This is a genomic window from Bradyrhizobium sp. WSM1417, assembly GCF_000515415.1.
In the GTDB taxonomy this organism is placed as follows: Bacteria; Pseudomonadota; Alphaproteobacteria; order Rhizobiales; family Xanthobacteraceae; genus Bradyrhizobium.
This window is the reverse complement of the sequence record NZ_KI911783.1, coordinates 1,810,739-1,831,727: the sequence shown is the minus strand read 5'-3', so window position 1 is coordinate 1,831,727 and position 20,989 is coordinate 1,810,739. Positions and strand designations below refer to the sequence as shown.

17 protein-coding genes, 1 other RNA gene and 1 pseudogene are annotated in these 20,989 nt (G+C 64.1%); 13 read left to right on the top strand and 6 right to left on the bottom strand.

Annotated elements, in window-relative coordinates; genetic code table 11:
* Window positions 1-155: 155 nt before the first annotated feature.
* Entirely contained in the window at window positions 156-1,904 is a 1,749-nt protein-coding gene (locus BRA1417_RS0108785) for a methyl-accepting chemotaxis protein (protein ID WP_027515522.1), read from the top strand.
* Between the two features lie 109 nt (window positions 1,905-2,013).
* Entirely contained in the window at window positions 2,014-3,438 is a 1,425-nt protein-coding gene (locus BRA1417_RS0108780; protein WP_027515521.1) for a methyl-accepting chemotaxis protein, read from the top strand.
* Window positions 3,439-4,542: 1,104 nt separating this feature from the next.
* On the opposite strand, the gene BRA1417_RS45305 is transcribed toward BRA1417_RS0108780, so the two are convergent.
* The gene (locus BRA1417_RS45305) at window positions 4,543-4,806 is read right to left on the bottom strand and encodes a hypothetical protein (protein ID WP_084462134.1); all 264 of its coding nucleotides are present in this window, start codon (window positions 4,804-4,806) and stop codon (window positions 4,543-4,545) included.
* 178 nt (window positions 4,807-4,984) lie between these two features.
* Here BRA1417_RS45305 and BRA1417_RS42205 point away from each other — a divergent pair, with 178 nt between their 5' ends.
* From BRA1417_RS42205 to BRA1417_RS46125, 3 genes and pseudogenes are all read left to right on the top strand, one after another.
* Window positions 4,985-5,320, top strand: coding sequence for a hypothetical protein (locus BRA1417_RS42205; protein WP_245286150.1), 336 nt, complete (start codon window positions 4,985-4,987; stop codon window positions 5,318-5,320).
* Window positions 5,321-5,998: 678 nt separating this feature from the next.
* Window positions 5,999-7,888 carry an ATP-binding protein gene (locus BRA1417_RS0108770; RefSeq protein ID WP_027515519.1) on the top strand — a complete coding sequence of 630 codons (1,890 nt, stop codon included), beginning with the start codon at window positions 5,999-6,001 and terminating at the stop codon, window positions 7,886-7,888.
* A gap of 173 nt (window positions 7,889-8,061) precedes the next feature.
* Window positions 8,062-8,207, top strand: a pseudogene (locus BRA1417_RS46125) (cytochrome c); the annotation flags it as partial.
* Window positions 8,208-8,397: 190 nt separating this feature from the next.
* Here BRA1417_RS46125 and BRA1417_RS0108760 read toward each other — a convergent pair.
* From BRA1417_RS0108760 to BRA1417_RS0108745, 5 genes are all read right to left on the bottom strand, one after another.
* Window positions 8,398-9,222 carry a TIGR00282 family metallophosphoesterase gene (locus tag BRA1417_RS0108760; RefSeq protein WP_027515518.1) on the bottom strand — a complete coding sequence of 275 codons (825 nt, stop codon included), beginning with the start codon at window positions 9,220-9,222 and terminating at the stop codon, window positions 8,398-8,400.
* Window positions 9,200-9,796 (bottom strand): 5-formyltetrahydrofolate cyclo-ligase, encoded by a 597-nt coding sequence (locus BRA1417_RS0108755; RefSeq protein ID WP_027515517.1) that lies wholly within the window; start codon window positions 9,794-9,796, stop codon window positions 9,200-9,202. Before BRA1417_RS0108755 ends, BRA1417_RS0108760 begins: the two co-directional genes overlap by 23 nt.
* Window positions 9,797-9,988: 192 nt before the next feature.
* Window positions 9,989-10,148, bottom strand: a non-coding RNA gene (ssrS, locus tag BRA1417_RS42015) — 6S RNA.
* Between the two features lie 226 nt (window positions 10,149-10,374).
* Complete coding sequence (locus tag BRA1417_RS0108750) at window positions 10,375-10,758, bottom strand: cell division protein ZapA (RefSeq protein WP_007599950.1); 384 nt, start codon at window positions 10,756-10,758, stop codon at window positions 10,375-10,377.
* Window positions 10,755-11,075, bottom strand: coding sequence for a DUF4164 domain-containing protein (locus BRA1417_RS0108745; protein WP_026232773.1), 321 nt, complete (start codon window positions 11,073-11,075; stop codon window positions 10,755-10,757). The genes BRA1417_RS0108750 and BRA1417_RS0108745 overlap by 4 nt, the downstream gene beginning before the upstream one ends.
* Window positions 11,076-11,477: 402 nt before the next feature.
* Between BRA1417_RS0108745 and tkt the strand changes: the two genes are divergently transcribed.
* The 8 genes from tkt (at window position 11,478) to BRA1417_RS0108700 (ending at window position 20,967) form a co-directional block, all read left to right on the top strand.
* On the top strand, window positions 11,478-13,463 hold the full coding sequence (gene tkt / locus BRA1417_RS0108735; RefSeq protein ID WP_027515516.1) for a transketolase: 1,986 nt from the start codon (window positions 11,478-11,480) through the stop codon (window positions 13,461-13,463).
* A 146-nt stretch (window positions 13,464-13,609) separates the two neighbouring features.
* On the top strand, window positions 13,610-14,617 hold the full coding sequence (gene gap / locus BRA1417_RS0108730; protein WP_027515515.1) for a type I glyceraldehyde-3-phosphate dehydrogenase: 1,008 nt from the start codon (window positions 13,610-13,612) through the stop codon (window positions 14,615-14,617).
* A 125-nt stretch (window positions 14,618-14,742) separates the two neighbouring features.
* Window positions 14,743-15,939, top strand: coding sequence for a phosphoglycerate kinase (pgk, locus tag BRA1417_RS0108725; RefSeq protein ID WP_027515514.1), 1,197 nt, complete (start codon window positions 14,743-14,745; stop codon window positions 15,937-15,939).
* A gap of 66 nt (window positions 15,940-16,005) precedes the next feature.
* Window positions 16,006-17,073, top strand: a complete 1,068-nt coding sequence (gene fba, locus BRA1417_RS0108720; protein ID WP_027515513.1) for a class II fructose-bisphosphate aldolase — start codon at window positions 16,006-16,008, stop codon at window positions 17,071-17,073.
* A gap of 213 nt (window positions 17,074-17,286) precedes the next feature.
* Complete coding sequence (locus BRA1417_RS0108715; protein WP_027515512.1) at window positions 17,287-18,327, top strand: class I fructose-bisphosphate aldolase; 1,041 nt, start codon at window positions 17,287-17,289, stop codon at window positions 18,325-18,327.
* Window positions 18,328-18,330: 3 nt separating this feature from the next.
* On the top strand, window positions 18,331-18,993 hold the full coding sequence (locus tag BRA1417_RS0108710) for a thiamine phosphate synthase (protein ID WP_027515511.1): 663 nt from the start codon (window positions 18,331-18,333) through the stop codon (window positions 18,991-18,993).
* Window positions 18,994-19,001: 8 nt separating this feature from the next.
* The gene (locus BRA1417_RS0108705; protein WP_027515510.1) at window positions 19,002-20,096 is read left to right on the top strand and encodes a tetratricopeptide repeat protein; all 1,095 of its coding nucleotides are present in this window, start codon (window positions 19,002-19,004) and stop codon (window positions 20,094-20,096) included.
* Between the two features lie 85 nt (window positions 20,097-20,181).
* On the top strand, window positions 20,182-20,967 hold the full coding sequence (locus BRA1417_RS0108700; RefSeq protein WP_027515509.1) for an inositol monophosphatase family protein: 786 nt from the start codon (window positions 20,182-20,184) through the stop codon (window positions 20,965-20,967).
* The last annotated feature ends 22 nt before the right edge of the window (window positions 20,968-20,989 follow it).

Genomic DNA, 20,989 nt, shown 5'->3' with positions numbered 1-20,989 from the left:
GCCTTATAGGCCGCCCCCCCCCTGGAAAGAAAGAGGCTCTACGACTTTAAGGTAACACCGTATGGGCCCCTGCCTAGATGTCAGGCATCGTTAACCCTGATTTCATTCCAGCCTGCGAAAATAGCCTCCGACCGTCCCCCTACAAGAGAGACCTGATGGCGTTCGCACTATTTCGGAAGCGTCTGCCGGACATGGCTGCAACCGCGGCTGCCCCGCAGACTGCACAGCCGGCGGCCCATTCCGAGCCTGCCGCGGCCGTCGAAAGCGATTCGGCCAAGGAAATCCTGGAACTGTTGGAACTCGAGCTGGGCGCCATGATTCGCCAGCTCGAGCGCGCCGCCAATTCGGTGGCCGGCGGCGCCGAGGCAACCGCCACGACGCTTGCCGCCATCCGCGACCGTACTGACGCCCTCACCGGCCGGACCAACGCCGCGCAATCGAATGCCTCCACCTTCGCCCATGCCGCCGACAAATTCACCCAGTCGGCGCTGGGCATCGGGGCGCAGGTTCGCGAGGCCGGCAAGCTCGCCGACGAGGCCAGCGCCGCGGCACAGGAAGCCCGCGCCAACGTCGATCGCTTGCGCGAATCCTCGGCCGCCATCGGCAACGTCGTCAACCTGATCGCGCAGATCGCGCGGCAGACGACGCTGCTCGCGCTCAACTCGACCATCGAGGCCGCGCGTGCGGGCGCGGCGGGAAGAGGCTTTGCGGTCGTCGCCACCGAGGTCAAGGCACTCGCGGTGCAGACCCAGGGCGCGACGGAGGAGATCACCAAAAAGATCGACGCGCTGCAGCGCGACGCCGCCGGCTCCGCGGACGCGGTGCACCGCATCTCGCAGGCGATCGAGGCCATCCGCCCGGTGTTCGAGACCGTCAACGGCGCGGTCGCCGAACAGAACGCGACCACCAGCGAAGTCTCCGGCAACGCGACAAGCGCGTCGGAGTTCATCATCTCGGTTGGCGAAAGCGCAGCCGAGATCGATGCTGCGACCAAGGCGGCCGAGAGCCACGGCGAGAACGTCGCCAGCGCAGGCAAGGCCGTGACCGCCTTCGCACAGAAACTGAAATCGCGCTGTGCCGTGCTGCTGCGCCAGAGCGAGCACGACGACCGCCGCAAGACCGAGCGGCTGCCCTGCTATCTGAAGCTCGAAACCGCCCGCGGCGTGCTGCCGGTCTACGAGATATCGATGGACGGCGTGCTGATCGGCGGCGCGGAGGCGGGCCGCCTTGCATCGCAAGCCATGATCGAAGGCGCTCTCGAAGGCGTCGGCGCTTGCCGCCTGCGCGTGATCGAGCAATCCAAGGCCGGCGCCCGCGCGCACTTCGTCAATCCCGATGCCGCGCTCCGCGAGAAGATCGAGGACAGGCTCTGGTCGATCCACGAGGAAAACACCGAGTCCGTCACCCGCGCCATGGAGGCGGGCAACGCGCTGACCGCGATCTTCGAGCAGGCGGTTGCCCGCGGCGAGGTGAAGATCGACGACCTCTTCGACACTGACTACGCCGAAATCGCCGGAACCGATCCGCAGCAGTACCGCACCAAATATCTGGACTGGGCCGACCGCACGCTGCCGGCGTTCCAAGAAGCCTTTCTGGCAAAGGACCCGCGCTTGGCGTTCTGCGCCATGGTCGATCGCAACGGCTTCCTGCCGGTGCACAACAGGATCTACTCGCATCCGCAGCGGCCGGGTGATCCGGCCTGGAACACGGCCAACAGCCGCAACCGGCGGATGTTCAACGATCCGGCGGGGTTGGCCGCCGCGCGCAACCTGCGCTCGTATCTGGTGCAGAGCTATGCGCGCGACATGGGCAACGGAAATACGGTGATGATGCGCGAGATCGACGTTCCGATCCGCGTGCAGGGCCGGCACTGGGGCGGATTCAGGACGGCCTACAAGCTCTAGTGCGCGCTCAGGCAAGACGCCAACGCGCGAATCACCTCTTAAGACCGGAATTGGAATGGGAATGCCGCGGAGAGCCGGCGAACGGCTCTGACTGGAGGACTCTCAAGACATGTCCGTCGTACAACTTGCAGTACTGGACACCGGCTCCAACCGAACGCTTGCCGAACGGCTGATCGATCAGCTCGCCGATCGCATCGGCGGCCTCGGTGTGGAACTCGCTGACATCGCCGGCAACGTCCAGGAAGTCGCCAGCCGCGTCGCGAACCAATCGGAACGGTTTCATCACCTCCAGGAAACCGCCGAGACGATGGTGTCGGCCAATCACGACATCGCCAATGCGTCGCAGGCGGTGCAAACCACCACGTCAGCGGCCGTCGGCGAGATCGCGCAGTCGCGCGGCGCAGTCGACGCCGCGGTGAGCCACATCTCCGAACTCGTTGCAGCCGTGGAGCGGATCGAGGCGCGCTTGAGCGCCGTCGGCTCCGCGCTGGCACAAGTCGCAAAAGTGTCCGGCTCGATCGAGGCGATCGCGAAGCAGACCAACCTGCTCGCGCTCAACGCCACCATCGAGGCGGCACGCGCCGGCAATGCCGGCCGCGGCTTCGCGGTGGTCGCAAGCGAGGTCAAGAACCTCGCGGAAGCCACCCGCCAGGCCACACACCAAATCTCCGACACCGTGCGCGATCTCGACGGCCAGATCGAAGGCCTGATCGGGGAGAGCAGCGATGCCTCGCAGCGCGCGAAGACGGCCGGCGAAGGCGCCCAGCGCATCTCCGGCATCATCTCGCGGGTCCAGCAGGGCTTCGCTTCCGTGGAAGCGGAGATCGGCAGCGTCACGCGCGCGGCGACTTCCAATCTCGGACATTGCGACACCGTCATCAGCGAGCTCAACGAGCTCGCCAAGGGCGTCGACCTCTCCTCGCGCGATCTCAAGAACGCCGATCAGCGCGTGACCAAACTGCTCGATACGTCCGAAGGCCTGATCGCACTGATCGCCGACAGCGGCGTGGAGACATCGGATGCGCCGCTGATCCGCACCGTCGTCGAGACCGCAAAGCGGATCTCCGACGAGTTCGAAGCCGCCATCGGCCGCGGCGAGATCACGCTCGACCAGTTCATGGACGAGAACTATCGGGAAATCCCCGGCACCGATCCCAAGCAGTACAACACTAACTATGTCGACTTCACCGACCGCGTGCTACCCGCGATCCAGGATCCGATCCAGAAGTCCGATCCCCGCATCGTGTTCTGCGTCGCCTGGGCCAAGGGCGGCTATCTGCCGACCCACAACCCGAACTACCGCCTGCCGCAGGGCAAGGACCCGGTCTGGAACAACGCCAATTGCCGCAACCGCCGCCTGTTCACCGATCGCGCGGTGCAGAAGGTCGCGGCCAACACCAAGCCGTTCCTGCTGCAGACCTATCGCCGCGACATGGGCGGCGGGCAGTTCGTGCTGATGAAGGACCTGTCCTCGCCGATCATGATCCGCGGCAAGCATTGGGGCGCCTTCCGGATGGGCTTTCGTCAGAGCTGACGGCCGTCGCAACGCGCTTGCAGCGGCGACGCATGGCCGCCTGAATCAAAAACCTCGAAAACAACCCCATGCACAGTAGCAGGGGCGAGCAGAATCAATGGCTTAAGCGCCTGATGAATCCGTCGGTCTAGTAGGCGCCTGTTGAGGCCGTTGCGCCGTCGGGCAAAACAGGCGTAGAGTGCTATTATTCCGAAATTTCTATCCCCTCCCTCTTCTCCCCTCGCGAGAGAAGCCAATTTCGATAGCCCCGCCCGCTTTCTGTAGCCGGCGCTGGCCGCGCGCTGTAGGGCCTTCCGGGCCTCCGTTGAGGCGGCCCGGTCGCTGTGCTTTGCCCGATGAACGGACTACTTCTTTTGCTCTGTGGTCGTCGCAGCGGCCGGGGTGCCGCCGCGAGCGTCCCGTCGCTCGTCGCGTCCTGTACGCCGCGCTTGGCGCCGCTCTGTGCGGCCGGTGCGGCGTTCCTGTCGCCGCTCGGTTCGCCCGCTGCGCCGCTCCTGTCGGCGTTCTGTACCTGACTTCGGCGCGTCCGCTGGCGGCGTGGTAGGCGCGGCGGCTGGCGCGGTGGTTTGAGCAACAGCCTCTGAGGCCGCAAAAATTGCGGACGAAGCCAAAAGCCCAAACACCCCTGCGTATCCAAGGAAGGTTAGCGCGTTGCGACGACAGACCTGTTTCGGCTCCGAACGTTCATTCATGTTCAGGCTCCCGGTTGCTGCCCCCTCAGAGCATGTCACCAGTGTCGGTGGCCGAGTTATTGATCTGGATCAAGTTGGGTCGGTGCTTCAAGCCATTTTGGGATTTCCGTCGATGGGATCGACACTCTCGGAAAGTGAGGGATGATAGTCCCTGCAGTGACTATCAGTCCGTCGTTGAATTTGGTTCGCGCAAAATCCTTGGCTGCCGCTTCGCTTTCAAACGTGTTGGTTAGGCGAGGATGTCGCCGTCTTGACAGTGTGCCGTCCGGCGGCACTTCAAAAGTGACGTACCAAGTGTGTTTCATGCCCTAATGCTGCCCCGGCGGTACCGGTCGCCTATCCCGCCAGAGAAAGAAAAGCCGCCAGCGGGATGAAACGATGGCGGCTTCTTCCTGGCTTGCGAAACCGGCCTTTATCGCCTGGCTCCAACGCGATTGACGCCACCATTCGCATTGCCACCGGCGTTATGGCGAACTGCAGCCCGTGCCACCGGGCGCGGCCTGAGCACGACGCCTGCCCGGGCAACGCAGCCCGCCGGATATTCTACGTACTGGCAGTAGATCACCGCCTTGGCCGGGGTTGGACTAAGCGACAGGGCTGCAAGTCCAAGCAGGCCGCTGGCGGCAATGCCCGCGACCGTCGCTGACTTGATCGAAAGAAGCTTCCTCGGATGCATGGCGGACCTCCCTCTTCGCACTTGCGTCACCGAACGGTGACGGAAGCCGCCTCAGATGCGGCCGAGCATAGCGTAGGCGTCGCAGTGCGCGGGTTCGATTGATCTACATCAAGCTCACGCGCGGAGTGAGCCGCAATCTCGCGAGCGGGGCCTAGTGAATTCATGGAAGGGTTCCGTCATGCTCCGCTATATTCTCGCTTCTCTTGCCGCTTTCGTTTTGCTCACCGCCTGCTTGATCCCCGATGATGCCGAGGCTCGGCGCGGCGGGGGTGCCTATCGGGGTGGCGGCGGTTACCGCGGCGGTGCGGTCGCAGTTCGAGGACCGCGGGGCGGCGGCGCTGTTGCAGTGCGCGGCGCAGGTTACCGTGGCTACGGCTATCGGGGCGGCTATCGCGGCTACGGCTATCGCGGTTACGGTGTGGGAGCGGCAGCGGTAGGCGCGGCTGCCCTTGGCACTGCTGCGTACCGCCGCAGCTGCTACGATGCTTACGGGAACTATATTTGCGCCTATTAATCCGTGGCGACGCGCGATAGCGCGGGTTGTCCTCTGTGCGCGCAAGCGCTGACGGTGACCGTCCGATGATGGCGATCCTGCGTCATCGGTCTGCAGGAACTGGGCGACGCGGCCTATCGCAGGGACCGCGCGACCGCGTCGCGTGAATGGACGTTTTCGGCCCTAAGAGCGGAAGCATTTGCGGACGGAAACGACAAAGAGGCTGCCCCTCGTTCGGTCCGGCTTGATCCACATCAAGGAAGCAGGCCGCGCGCGGAGGATGCTCCGCGGACACAGGGGAAGACACAGGCAATGCGTTGCGCAATTGGATTGCTGCTTCTCGTCTTAGTGACCGGCCCAGCCTTGGCGCAAAAGACCAAAGAGCCAACGCTGATGGAGCAAATCCGACCGGGGGTGACCTACGACGATTGCGTCGATAGGTGCAACAAGTGCGACATGGCCAGCGGCCGGGTGCAGAATTGCGTTAGCTGGTACTGCTATGGCCGCCCCAAGCGCAAGCCGGGGGCAGCACCGTTGCCCATCGTATGTCCGAGCTATGGCGGCTGAAGGTAGGTCGCTCCCAATGTGGCGACCTCAGAACTCATCATCAGAATTGCCCCGCAGTTCCCCTTGTCTCCGCTTGTTGATAATCTAATCGAGCGGATACGGTACTCCACTTGGATCGGGGCTCGGAGTGCGATGCTTTTCTGGCTGTCTCGCTCATGGCGAACCTGTCGCGTGCGGAGCCTCACCGCTGCGTTGACCATCGCATTGTTGATAGCGACGACAGGCCAAAGTCCGGCAGCTGATCCAGAGGCAAAACGAGTACTGATGCTGCATTCATTCGGTCTCAGGTTCAGACCTTGGACCGATTATTCGGAAGCCCTTCGCGCCGAGCTGAGCCGACGGGCATCCATTGAATTTCAAGACCAATCGCTGCTGAATGCCCGGCGAAGCAGCGACAAGTCAGACGCCCCCTTTGTCGAGTATCTTCGTTCCCTCAATCTAGACCAGCCGCCCGACCTGATCGTCGCGATCGGTGCGCCTGCTGCCAATTTCGTGCAGGCTCATCGCAAAGACCTCTTTCCAACCACGCCGATGCTGTACACTCTGGTAGAGCGACGCCGCGTCGACTTCGATAAATTGACCAAGTACGACGCCGTCGTGGCAATCACGAACGACGACGCTGTTTTCTTTGAAAATATCCTGCAGGTCCTACCTCAAACAACGACGATTGCCATCGTAGTCGGTGCTTCGCCGAGCGAAACCTGGTGGCGTAACGAGGTCGCCAAGTCCACCGCGCGGTTCGCGGATCGTGTCCATTTTCGATGGTACAACGAGCTCTCGTTCGAAGACATGCTCAAGGATGCGGGCAACCTTCCGCCGCACAGTGCTATTTTCTGGATTGGCTTGAATGTCGATGCGGCGGGAGTGGCGCATGAGGGCAACACTGCGTTTGCCCGATTTTACAGTGTAGCCAATGCACCCATCTTTTTTCACGACGAAAGTTTTTTTGGAGAGGGCATCGTCGGTGGACCAATGCAGGTTGTCGCCAGACAAAGCAAGCAGGCGGCGGAAGTCGCGCTTCGCATCCTTAATGGCGAAAATGTTGCCGACATCAAGCCGACCTTTGTCCAGCTGGCCGCGCCTATGTTTGACTGGCGACAACTGCAGCGCTGGGGAATTCCCCAAAACAGACTGCCGCCTGACAGCACGGTTTACTTCCGCGAGCCCAATTTGTGGGAGCGATATTGGTGGCAAATCACGTTCACTATCGCGCTTGTCCTCGCGCAAGCAGGACTGATCGCGCTTTTGCTATTTGAGCATCGCCGACGTCAATTCGCCGAAGTGCAGTCGCGGCAGCGCATGACTGAACTGGCCCACGTCAATCGCTTCGCGACCGCTGGCGAACTGACCGCCTCGATTGCTCACGAGATCAACCAGCCGCTTGGGTCTATTCTGACGAACGCCGAAACCGCAGCCGCGATCCTGCAATCGCAGCGTCCCGATATCGCCGCACTTTCCGATGTCGTTGAACTCAGGGAAATTGTGAACGATATTTTAAAGGATGACCGGCGTGCCACCGAGGTCATTCGCAGGATGCGCAGCCTCCTAAAAAAGGCGCCGTTCGAATTGAAGCAATTGGACCTCAATGAGGTTGCGCAAGAGACGGTCAGATTTCTTTCCGCGCTAACCGTCAGCCGAAAATTCGAAATGGTCAACGTGATCACGTCCGACGCGCTAGCGATCCTCGGCGACCGCATTCAGCTTCAACAAGTCATTTTGAACCTTGTGCTGAACGGGGTCGAGGCTATGAAGGACACGTCTGACGAAAGCCGCTCTATCAGCATCCGGACTGCGCGCGCCGATCAGTTTGCCGAGCTATCCGTGTCAGATCGCGGACCCGGCATTCCAGAGGACAAATTGAAACAGGTTTTCGAGCCGTTTTACACCAGCAAGGCGGAAGGCATGGGCATGGGCTTGTCCATTGCGCGCACCATTATCGAAGCGCACAACGGGTTCATATCAGCGAGCAATCGGGAGCACGGCGGTGCCTCGTTCACGATCAGGCTTCCCGTTGTCGGTTGATCCAAAACGGCGCGCCCGTACGCGGAGACAGACCCCTCACCCGAGTGAGCCTGCGTCTACCACCGTCGCTGCCCTCTCCCACAAGGGGAGAGGGCACAAAAATGGGCCGCTGCAATTGATCGCTTCAGAAGTGCTCGTCGCACAAATTCGTGAACGTCATGGCCTGACGCGACGCGCTCTCGATGCCGGCGTTCGGCAATGCGTATAGCGACGACGAGATCGCAGCGGTGGCGAACTACGTGACAGCGCGGTTCGGCGCGAAGGGTTCAAAGCTGACGGCGAAGGACGTTGCGGAGTTGGGGAGCAGACGGCGGAGTAGGTCTCGCGCCGACTGACGCTGCACCCTCTCCCCTTGCGGGAGAGGGTGGCTTCGCGAAGCGAAGCCGGGTGAGGGGTTCTCTCCGCGCGTCCAACTCGCATTTGAATTCGCGGAAGCAACCGCTCATCCGGCGCTTCGCGCCACCTTTTCCCGCAAGGGGAGAAGGTGCAGCGGGATCCGGCGCTGCGCTTCAGCTCAACCAGAACTTCGGCGTCGTCGGCTCCAGCCTGCCGCCTGCGCGCACTGGCGCGATACGCAGTGCCAAGCCCGTCGCATCATCCGTCTCCACGGCCACGCCGCTGAGCGTCGCCGCGCCTGCGGCCGGCTCGAAGCGGCCCGAGGGTATCCCGGAGGTGAACCTGCGCAGCGGCTCCTCCTTCTGCATGCCGATGATGGAATCGTAGTCGCCGGTCATGCCGGCATCGGTCATGTAGGCGGTGCCGCCCGACAGGATCTGGTGGTCGGCCGTCGGCACATGGGTGTGGGTGCCGACGACGAGGCTGGCGCGGCCGTCGCAGAAGAAGCCGATGCCCTGCTTCTCGCTGCTCGCCTCGCAATGGAAATCGACGACGATGGCGTCCGCGGCAACGCCGAGCGGACAGGCGCCGAGCTCGCGCTCAAGGGCTGCGAAGGGATCGTCGAACGGGGTCATGAAGACGCGGCCCAAAGCGTTGACGACGAGCGCGTGCTTGCCGTTCTTGGTCTCGACCAACGCGGCGCCGCGGCCGGGCGTGCCGCGCGGATAGTTCGCGGGACGCACCAGGCGCTCCGCGCGCTCGATGAACACGAGAGCTTCGCGCTGGTCCCAGGAGTGATTGCCGAGCGTCACCGCGTCGGCGCCGGCGTCGAGAAACTCCTGATAGATCGCTTCCGTGATGCCGAAGCCGCCGGCGGAATTCTCGCCGTTGACGACGACGAAATCGAGCGACCAGTCCTTGACCATGCCGGGCAGATATTCGGCGATGGCATTGCGCCCGGCACGGCCGACGACATCACCCACGAACAGAATGCGCAACTTCAGAACTCCGGAAATCGAATACGTCGGATTCCGTTAGCACATAATCCAGCGCCACGTCGTGGGCTAGTGCCGGAACCGCCTTGATCTCCTGCGCTGCAAAAGCGAGCCCGATGCCGACGATATTCTTGGCTTTTCGCAGATGCGCGAAGGTGTGGTCGTAATGCCCCGCGCCATAGCCGATGCGATGGCCGAGACGATCGAAGGCAGCGAGCGGCGTCAGCATGATGTCGGGAATGACTTCAGCGGCCCCAGGCGACGGCTCGGGAATGCCGAGCGGGCCGAGCATCAGGCGATCGTTCGGATGGAAGATGCGGAAGATCAGCGACTGGCCGCGCGCGGTGACGCAAGGCAGCGCCAGCCTGGCGCCCTGCTCGGCCAGCTCCTTCAGCAGCGGCATCGGATCGATCTCGCTGCGGATCGGCGAATAGCCTGACACGATGCTGCCGGGTAGAAGCTGGAACGGCAGCCCGCGCTTGGCGAGCTTGGCGGCGGCGGCGGTGCGTTTCTTGTCGCTCAGCGCATCGCGCGCCGCGAGGGCTTTGGCGCGGAGTTCGGCTTTGGTGTTGGTCATGCGCGCTTGCTCCGAAGGCTGAGCCTTGCTCCGCCGTCATCACCCGCGGAGGCGGGCGATCCAGTATTCCAGAGACGCCAGTCATCAAACATCGACGCCGCGGCGTACTGGATGCCTCGGTCAAGCCGGGGCATGACACTGCCGGTTTGTCGTGGACCATTCGACAAGAACGCATTGCCAAGCAAACAAAAGTGCGAAGCCGCGAACGCCGTTGAAGCACTCGATCCCGGAGTTCCCTACGAAAGTAGGTGGGCACCATATGTCCGAGCCCACGGGCCCGGCCAGGGACAGTTCCCTAAAGGATCGATAAGGCCCCGGGGATAATGGCTCCTGACGCGCGTCGCAGCCCCGCTCGGGCAATGTAACAACGATGCTGACGAATCGCCAGCCCCGCTTGCAGTTGCTGCACCTCTCCCGCTTGCGGGAGAGGTCGACGCGCGCCGGGCGATGCGGAGCATCGTCCCGCGCGCGGCGGGTGAGGGCTCTCTCCTCGTTGAGAATCTCTCTTTGGAGACACCCTCTCCCCAACCCTCCCCCGCAAGCGGGGGAGGGAGCGCACCAGGCGGGTGGCCGCAGCCCTAGCCGATGGCGATCCCGTTGCCGACGGTGCGGTTCAGGACCTGGGTCGACTTCTCGATGCGCTCGGCCGCAGAGTTCAGTGCGTTCACGACCGCGGTCTGGGTCAGCCGGGCGCGCTCGACGGCGGCGTTGCGGAAATCCCGCAATTCCGTCAGCTCCTGCTCCATGGTCCGGATGCGATTGCCGGCATCGACCAATTCGTCGCAGACGGTCAGCGCCGCCATCACGGTGAGCCTGGCATCACCGATCTCGCCGAACTTTCCGCGCAGCGACTGAATCCGCGTCTCCAGGCTTTCGGCGAGCTTGAGCAGCCGCACCTCCTGGCCTTCCTCGCAGGCCATGCGGTATTGCCGGCCGTTGATGGTGACGTTGATGTGGCTCATCCATCCTCTCCGGTATCGAGCACCGAGCGAATCGTGACGATCGCGGAATCCAGCCGATCGGAGATCTCGCGGCTGGAGCGCTCGAGCTTGCGCGCCTTCACCAGCGCACCGTCGAGCTCGTCGGCAAGCCGCGAGCGGTCCGCGCCCAGCGCCTGAATCCGCGCCGCGAGCTCGTTCTCGTCGCGATCGGCATCGCGCCGCCGCTCCACGGCGCTTTCGAGCGAGTCGAGCGCCGCCATGAGCCTGCGGGTTGCGATCTCGATCTCGACGGCCGAGGACTCGGTCATGGCAGAGCTGTTGGATACGCGATCGTTCATGCAGTCAGCGGCGGAACCTGTGGCCTTGCCCTTGGGCTTTTCCTTTGGGCATTTACCTTGGAGCTTGCCGTCCGGCAAAAGACTCGGTTCGGCAAGCGGTTAGAAGCAGAAATTTACGTGGCAAGCTAGCGGAGCGCAACGCCGCCACGAAACTATGCACCGATAGATCGGATGGACTTCATCCCGATCTATCAGTTCCTGCCGGGCATGATCTGGCCGGAAAACCGGCCTCCACTTTTCCGGATCATGCCGTAAGCAACTTTTACGGCCAAACCGGCGTTTGATTGCCTTGGCCTGCCGGAACCGAGATGCTATCCCAGCCGCGACCCCAGCGGCCGAAAGGCTCCTTCCGGCGCGGCCAAATCCAGCCACAAGCGCCTCATTTCAGACGGATTTTCAGACATGACGCAGGTCGATCACAACCGTATGGCCAATGCGATCCGCGGCCTTGCCATGGACGGCGTCGAGAAAGCGAAATCGGGTCATCCCGGCCTGCCGATGGGCGCCGCCGACATGGCGACCGTGCTGTTCACGCAATTCCTGAAATTCGACGTCACCGCGCTGGACTGGCCGGACCGGGACCGCTTCGTGCTCTCGGCCGGGCACGGCTCGATGCTGATCTATTCGCTGCTGTATCTGATCGGCAGCCCCGAGATGACGATCGACCAGCTCAAGGACTTTCGCCAGTTGGGGTCGCTGACCCCGGGACATCCCGAGCACGGCCACACCAAGGGCATCGAGACCACCACGGGTCCGCTCGGCCAGGGCATTTCCACCGCCGTCGGCATGGCGCTCGCCGAGAAGATGCTCGCCGCCGAGTTCGGCAAAAAGATCGTCGATCACCATACCTATGTGATCGCTTCCGACGGCGATTTGATGGAAGGCGTATCGCAGGAAGCGATCGCGATGGCCGGGCACTGGAAGCTCAACAAGCTGATCGTGCTCTACGACGACAACGGCATCTCGATCGACGGTCCGACCTCGATCTCCGACTCCGTCGATCAGGTGAAGCGGTTCAAGTCGGCGGGTTGGGCAGCCGAGAAGATCGACGGCCACGACCAGGCCGCGATATCGGCCGCGATCACGCGCGCGCAGAAATCAAACAAGCCCACGCTGATTGCGTGCCGCACCACCATCGGCTTCGGCGCGCCGCACAAAGCCGGCACCAACAAGGTCCACGGCGAAGCGCTCGGTGCCGACGAACTCAAGGCTGCCAAGGAAAATCTCGGCATTTCGCTGGAGCCGTTCTCGGTGCCCGACGACGTGCTGAAAGCCTGGCGCGCGGCTGGCAGCCGTGGCGCGGCTGCACGCCAGGAATGGGAAGCAAGGCTCGGTGAACTCGGCAGCCGCAAGCGCGCCGAGTTCGAGCGTCGCCTGCGCCACGAGCGCCCAGCCGCGCTGGCAAAGGCGTTCAAGGGCTACAAGAAGGAGCTGCTGGAAAAGCCGATGAATGCGGCGACCCGCAAATCCTCCGAAGCCGTGATCGAAGTGATTGCCGGCGCGATGCCGATGGAGTTTCTGGCGGGCTCGGCCGATCTCACCGGCTCCAACAACAACAAGGCGAAGTCGGCAACCGCGTTCTCGGCCAAGACGCCGAAGGGCCGCTTCATCCATTACGGCATCCGCGAGCACGGCATGTGCGCGGCGATGAACGGCATCTTCCTGCACGGCGGTTTCGCGCCGAACGGTGCGACCTTCCTGGTGTTCACGGATTATGCGCGACCCGCGATGCGGCTCGCCGCGTTGATGGGGACCGGGGTCGTTTATGTCATGACCCATGATTCCATCGGTCTCGGCGAAGACGGCCCGACCCACCAGCCGGTCGAGCATCTCGCCGCACTTCGCGCCATTCCCAACATGCGCGTGTTCCGCCCGTGCGATTCCATCGAGGTTGCCGAGTGCTGGGAGCTCGCGCTCAACCGCATCGACGGTCCGACAGTGCTGGCGCTGACCCGGCAGAACCTGCCGCAGCTGCGCACCACCGCACCGAACGAGAGCCCGTGCCGGTTCGGTGCCTACGAGCTGGTGGCCGCCGAGGGCGAAGCCAAGGCAACGCTGTTCGCCTCGGGCTCCGAAGTGGAGATGGCCGTGGCCGCCCAGAAGCAGCTCGCCGAGCGCGGCATTCCGACCCGGGTGGTTTCGGTTCCCTCGCTCGAGCTCCTGTTAGCGCAACCAAAGGAGCGCCGCGACGAGATCATCGGCAAGGCCCCGGTCAAGGTCGCGATCGAGGCCGCCGTGCGCTGGGGCTGGGACGCCGTGATCGGCCAGGATGGCGAGTTTATCGGCATGCACTCCTTCGGCGCCAGCGCCCCTCTCAACAAGGTATTCCAGCACTTTGGCATTACCGCCGAGGCCGCGGTTAACGCCGTTCTGAAACGCGTTTCCTGAGAGTTGAGATTGCCGAAAAAAAGGACTACCTAACTCTCATATGATCAAGCCCCGCCCGGCCGAACCGGGCGTCCGCCCTAAAAAAACCCTCGCAGGCGCGTTAGCGCGTTGTGCGGGATGACAACGGTCATTGAAGGAGACGAAACATGGCAGTCCGCGTCGGAATCAACGGTTTTGGCCGCATCGGCCGCAACATCCTGCGGGCCATCGCTGAGTCCGGCCGCAAGGACATCGAGGTCGTCGGCATCAACGACCTCGGCCCGGTCGAGACCAACGCGCATCTGCTTCGCTTCGACAGCGTCCATGGCCGCTTCCCCGGCACCGTGACCGTCGATGGCGACACGATCAGCCTCGGCGGCAACAAGATCAAGGTGACCGCCGAGCGCGATCCCTCGAAGCTGCCCTGGAAGGATCTCGGCATCGACATCGCGATGGAATGCACCGGCATCTTCACCTCGAAGGACAAGGCCTCCGCGCATCTGACCGCCGGCGCCAAGCGCGTTCTCGTTTCTGCGCCCGCCGACGGCGCCGACGCCACCATCGTCTACGGCGTCAACCACGACACGCTGACCCGGGAACATCTGGTCGTCTCCAACGGCTCCTGCACCACCAACTGTCTCGCGCCGATCGCCAAGGTGCTGAACGACCTCGTCGGCATCGAGACCGGCTTCATGACCACGATCCACGCCTATACCGGCGACCAGCCGACGCTCGACACCATGCACAAGGATCTCTACCGCGGCCGCGCGGCTGCGATGTCGATGATCCCGACCTCGACCGGCGCCGCCAAGGCGATCGGCCTCGTGCTGCCGGAACTGAAGGGCAAGCTCGACGGCGTCGCGATCCGCGTTCCGACCCCGAACGTCTCGGTCGTCGACCTCAAGATCGTCGCCAAGCGCGCCACCGATCCGAAGGAAATCAACGAGGCGATGAAGCGTGCCTCCGAGCAGCAGCTCAAGGGCATCCTCGGCTACACCACCGCGCCGAACGTCTCGATCGACTTCAACCACGACCCGCACTCCTCGACGTTCCACATGGACCAGACCAAGGTGCAGAACGGCACGCTGGTGCGCGTGATGTCCTGGTACGACAACGAGTGGGGCTTCTCCAATCGCATGGCGGACACCGCCGTCGCGATGGCGAAGGTGATCTAACTCCGCAGCGCTTTCGTCATTCCGAGATGGTCCGAAGGACCAGACCCGGAATGACGGGATTCCGGGTTCGCGCTGCGCGCGCCCCGGAACGACCTCCTAGAGGCCCGGGACAAGAGAGCCCAGAGATGACCAACAAATTCCGCACCCTCGACGACGTCGACGTGAAGGGCAAGCGCGTGCTGCTGCGCGTCGATCTCAACGTGCCCATGGAGAACGGCCGCGTCAGCGACGCGACCCGGCTCGAGCGCGTCGCGCCGACCATCACCGAAATCTCGGACAAGGGCGGCAAGGTCATCCTGCTCGCGCATTTCGGCCGGCCGAAAGGGCGCGATGGCAAGGACTCGCTCAAGCCCGTGGCCGAGGCGCTCGCCAAGGTCGTGAAGAAGCCCGTTGCGTTTGCCGACGACTGCATCGGCGAGCCTGCGGCCAAGGCCGTGGCGGCGCTGAACGACGGCGACATCCTCTGTCTGGAAAACACCCGCTTCCACAAAGAGGAAGAGAAGAACGATCCGGCCTTTGTCGCGGAGCTCGCAAAACTAGGCGACATCTGGGTCAACGACGCGTTCTCGGCCGCGCACCGCGCCCACGCTTCGACCGAAGGCCTCGGCCACAAACTACCCGCCTATGCCGGCCGCACCATGCAGGCCGAGCTGGTCGCGCTGGAGAAGGCGCTGGGCTCACCGACCAAGCCCGTCATCGCGATCATCGGCGGCGCCAAGGTCTCGACCAAGATCGACCTGCTCGAAAACCTCGTGACCAAGGTCGACGCGCTGGTGATCGGCGGCGGCATGGCCAACACCTTCCTGCACGCCCAGGGCGTCGGCATCGGCAAGTCGCTGGCCGAGAAGGATCTCGCCGCGACCGCGCTGCGCATCATGGAAAAGGCGGAAGCCGCCAACTGCGCCATCATCCTGCCGGTCGATGCCACCGTCGCCTATCATTTCGCGGCCAACGCGCCGTCGCATGCCTATGGCCTCGACGCGATCCCGGCCGACGGCATGATCCTCGACGTCGGTCCGCAGTCGATCGCGCGTGTTCATGCCGCGATCGACGATGCGGCGACGCTGGTCTGGAACGGACCGCTCGGTGCCTTCGAGATGCAGCCGTTCGACCGCGGCACGATGTCCGCCGCCAAGCATGCCGCCGAGCGCACCAAGGCCAAGAAGCTGGTCTCGATCGCGGGCGGCGGCGACACCGTGGCGGCCCTCAACCAGGCCCATGTGGCCGCTCAGTTCACCTATGTCTCGACCGCCGGTGGCGCATTTCTTGAATGGATGGAAGGCAAGCCCCTGCCCGGCGTCGAAGTTCTGCGCACCAAGTAATCGGTCGGCAAGTCGTCAGCCGCCTTCAGCAGTGGCCTTGCAGGCCCAAACGGGAGAAAAACACAGATGGCTCGGATCACGTTGCGTCAATTGCTCGACCATGCGGCGGAGAACGATTACGGCGTCCCGGCCTTCAACATCAACAACATGGAGCAGGCACTGGCGATCATGGACGCGGCCAACCAGGTCGACGCGCCCGTCATCATCCAGGCCTCGCGCGGTGCGCGCTCCTACGCCAACGACGTCATGCTCAAGCACATGATGGACGCGGTGACCGAGATCTACCCGCACATTCCGGTCTGCGTGCATCTCGACCACGGCAACGAGCCGGCAACCTGCATGACCGCGATCCAGGCCGGCTTCACCTCCGTCATGATGGACGGCTCGCTCAAGGCCGACGGCAAGACCCCCGGCGACTGGGGCTACAATGTCGGCGTCACCAAGACCGTGACCGAGATGGCCCATCTCGGCGGCATCTCGGTCGAGGGCGAGCTCGGCGTGCTCGGCTCGCTCGAGACCGGCATGGGCGACAAGGAAGACGGCCACGGCGCCGAGGGCAAGCTCAACCACGACCAGCTCCTGACCAATCCGGATGAAGCCGTGAAGTTCGTCCAGGAGACCCAGGTCGACGCGCTCGCGATCGCGATGGGGACGTCCCACGGCGCCTACAAATTCACCCGCAAGCCCGATGGTGACATCCTCGCCATGAACGTGATCGAGGAGATCCACCGCAAGCTGCCGAACATGCATCTCGTCATGCACGGCTCCTCGTCGGTGCCGCAGGACCTCCAGGACATCATCAACGCCTATGGCGGCAAGATGAAGCCGACCTGGGGCGTGCCGGTGGCCGAGATCCAGCGCGGCATCAAGAACGGCGTGCGCAAGATCAACATCGACACCGACAACCGCATGGCGATGACCGGCCAGATCCGGAAAGTGCTCAAGGACAATCCGGAAGAGTTCGATCCGCGCAAGTACCTGAAGCCCGCAATGGAAGCGATGACCAAGCTGTGCAAGCAGCGGCTCCAGGAATTCAATACCGCAGGCCAAGCCTCCAAGATCAAGAAGGTGCTGACGACGGCCGAGATGGCCAAGCGCTACGCCAAGGGCGAGCTCGCCCCGAAGGTGGCGTAAGGCCCTCAACCACATCCTTCCGTCATTCCGGGGCACGCGGAGCGTGAGCCCGGAATCCATAACCACAGCCTGGGGTTATGGATTCCGGGCCTGCGCCTTTCGGCGCATCCCGGAATGACAGCGGCGCCCCTGCGACGAACGTTAACTCGGCATTTGCCCGAGAACGGTCTATTTTCACCGGCAAGGGCAGAATCGTTTTGGGAGGACATCTCGATGAATCTGACTGAGCTCAACAGGATCGCGACCGCCATGGTCGCGCCCGGCAAGGGCATCCTTGCCGCCGACGAATCCTCCGGCACCATCAAGAAGCGTTTCGACGCGATCGGCGTGGAATCGACCGAGGAGAACCGCCGCGACTATCGCGAGATGCTGTTCCGCTCGAACGAAGCCATGAGCCGGTACATCTCCGGCGTCATCCTCTATGACGAGACGATCTGGCAGAACGCGAAGGACGGCACGCCGCTGGTCAAGCTGATCGAACAGAGCGGCGCCATTCCCGGCATCAAGGTCGACGAAGGCACGCAACCCCTGCCGATGTGCCCGGGAGAGCTCGTCACCGTCGGGCTCGACAAGCTCGCCGAACGCTTGAAGAAATATTACGAGCGCGGCGCACGCTTCGCCAAATGGCGCGCGGTGATCGACATCGGCAGTGGCACTGACGGCCGGGGCATCCCCTCGATGACCGCGATCAGCGTCAACGCCCACGCGCTGGCGCGTTATGCGGCGCTGTGCCAGGCCGCGCAGATCGTGCCGATCGTCGAGCCCGAAGTGCTGATGGACGGCGATCACGATATCGATCGCTGCTATGAGGTGACGAGCCGTGTGCTCAACAAGACGTTCCAGGAATTACGTGTGCAGCGCGTCGCGCTCGAGGGCATGGTGCTGAAGCCGAACATGGCCATCTCCGGCAAGAAATGCCCGAAGCAGGCTTCGCTCGAGGAGGTCGCGGAGAAGACGATCCGGCTACTCAGGGCGTGCGTGCCCGCCGCGGTGCCCGGCATCGCCTTCCTCTCCGGCGGCCAGTCGGACGAAGAGGCAACGGCGCACCTCAACGCCATGCACAAGCTCGGCCCGCTGCCCTGGGGCCTGACCTTCTCCTACGGCCGCGCCCTCCAGGCCGCGCCGCAGAAGGCCTGGTCCGGCAAGGCCGAGAACGTCGCGGCCGGACAAAGCGCATTCAGTCACCGCGCGCGCATGAATGGCCTCGCCTCCAAAGGCGAATGGCAAAGCAGCCTGGAAAAGAAAGCGGCCTAGATCTTGTCGAACAAATCTCCTCCGCCGCGCCTTTATCTCGCGACGCCCGTCGTCGACGATCCCGCTTCGCTTCTGGCCGAGCTGCCCGGCCTGCTCGACGCCGCCGACGTCGCGGCGGTGCTGTTGCGGCTGAAGGTGACCGATCAGCGCACCATGATCTCGCGGATCAAGGCCTTCGCGCCGCCGGTTCAGAAAGCGGGGGCAGCCCTGCTCGTCGACGGCCATCCTGAGCTCGTCGCGCGCGGCGGCGCCGACGGTGCGCACCTGCCCGGCATCGCCGCGCTGAAAGAGGCGCTGCCATCGCTGAAGCCCGATCGCATCGCCGGAGTCGGCGGGCTGACGACGCGGCACCATTCCATGGATGCGGGCGAGATCGGCGCGGATTACGTTCTGTTCGGCGAGCCCGACGCAAAGGGCCAGCGGCCGTCGTCGCAAGCGATTGCCGAGCGGCTGGACTGGTGGGCCGAGCTGTTCGAGCCGCCCTGCGTCGGCTTTGCCATCTCGCTGGAGGAGGCCCACGAATTCGCCGCCAGCGGCGCCGATTTCGTGCTGGTCGGCGACTTCATCTGGACCGATCCGCGCGGACCCAAGGCGGCGCTGATCGAGGCCGACGCTGCGATCAAGAAGGCTCATGCGACTGCGCTTGCAGAACAGGAGCACGGCTAGCGCCCGTCATGAAGCTCCCGCGCATCACCATCCTGGCCACGCTGCTGCTCACAGTGCCCGCGGCCGCGCAGCTCCAGATCACGCCGCCGGTGGCAACGCCGAGCGCGCCGGCCGAGAAAACCAAGGACAAGCCGAAGGCCACGCCGCACACCATCACCAAGAAGAAGGAAGCGGCGCCGGCACCCAAACCCTCAGCGTCGCCCAAGCCCTCAGCTTCCCCAAAGCCTGCTCCGGCCGCGACCGTGATTCCGGCGCCTCCGGCCGACAATCCCAACGTCGATCTGGTGTACGGCGCCTATCAGCGCGGCCAGTACAAGACCGCCTTCGAACTCGCCACGGCCCGTGCCGAGACCGGCGACGCCAAGGCGATGACCATGCTGGGTGAGCTCTATTCCAACGCCATGGGCATTCGGCGCGACTACGCCAAGGCGCAGCAATGGTACAAGCGCGCCTCCGACGCCGGCGACCGCGAGGCGATGTTCGCGCTCGCCATGCTCAGGATGTCCGGCCGCGGCGGCCCGGTCGACAAGAACGAGGCGGTCAAGCTGATGGCGTCCGCCGCCAAGCTCGGCGAGCCCAAGGCGGCCTATAACCTCGCGCTGCTCTATCTCGACGGCCAGACCCTGCCGCAGGACGTCAAGCGCTCCGCCGAGCTGCTGCGTCAGGCGGCTGATGCCGGCCTGCCCGAGGCGCAATACGCGCTCGCGACCTTCTACAAGGAAGGCACCGGCGTGCCGAAGGACCTGGAACGAGCGGTGCGTCTGCTCCAGGTCGCCACGCTGACCGACAATGTCGATGCCGAGGTCGAATACGCCATCGCGCTGTTCAACGGCACCGGCACGCCGAAGAACCAGCCGGCGGCCGTAGCCCTGCTCCGCAAGGCGTCCCGCCAAGGCAGCGCGATCGCGCAGAACCGGCTGGCCTGGGTGCTGATCAACGGCATGGGCACGGCCGTGGACAAGGTCGAGGGCTTCAAATGGCATCTGGTGGCCAAGACCGCCGGCAAGGGCGATCCGGAGCTGGACAAGCAATTGTCGGATTTGCCGGCCGAGGACCGGGCCAAGGCCGAGGCCGCTGCCAGGAAATGGCTCGGGGCCAAATGACTTGACGTTGAGGCGCCCGCAGGGCACCCCATCCCTCAAACAGGCGCGATTTCACGCCATTTCCCCCGATCAAGACCGGAAGCTCATGCTGTATTCCGCAACTATCAATGTCATGGTCAAGGCCGCGCGCCGCGCCGGCCGCAGCCTCAAGCGCGATCTCGGCGAGATCGAGCATCTCCAGGTCTCGCTGAAGGGGCCGGCGAATTTCGTCTCGCTGGCCGACAAGCGCGCCGAGGAGATCCTCTACCAGGACCTCGCCAAGGCGCGGCCCGGCTACGGCTTCATCGGCGAGGAAGGCGGCACGCGCGAGGGCTCCGACAAGAGCCACACCTGGATCGTCGATCCGCTCGACGGCACCACCAACTTCCTGCACGGCATCCCGCAATTTGCGATCTCGATCGGGCTGTCGCGCGAGGGCACGATCATCGCCGGCGTGATCTACAACCCCGCCAATGACGAGCTCTACATCGCCGAGCGCGGCAAGGGCGCCTTCCTCAACGACCAGCGCCTGCGCGTGGCCGGCCGCCGCCAGCTCAACGAATGCGTGGTGGCCTGCGGCCTGCCGCATATCGGCCGCGGCGACCACGAGGAATTCCGCCGCGAGATGACCGCGATGCAGGAACGCGTCGCCGGCCTGCGCCGCTTCGGCGCCGCCTCGCTCGACCTCGCCTTCGTCGCCGCCGGCCGCCTCGACGGCTACTGGGAGCGCAATTTGCAATCCTGGGACATCGCGGCGGGCATGATCATGCTGCGCGAGGCCGGCGGCACGATCACCGACATCGACACGCCGGGCGATGCCCTGGTGACCGGGAATGTGGTGTGCGGGAATGAGTTCGTGCACGGGGAATTGGTGAAGATTCTAAGGAAGTAGGCCGCAGTAGCACGACGGCTCG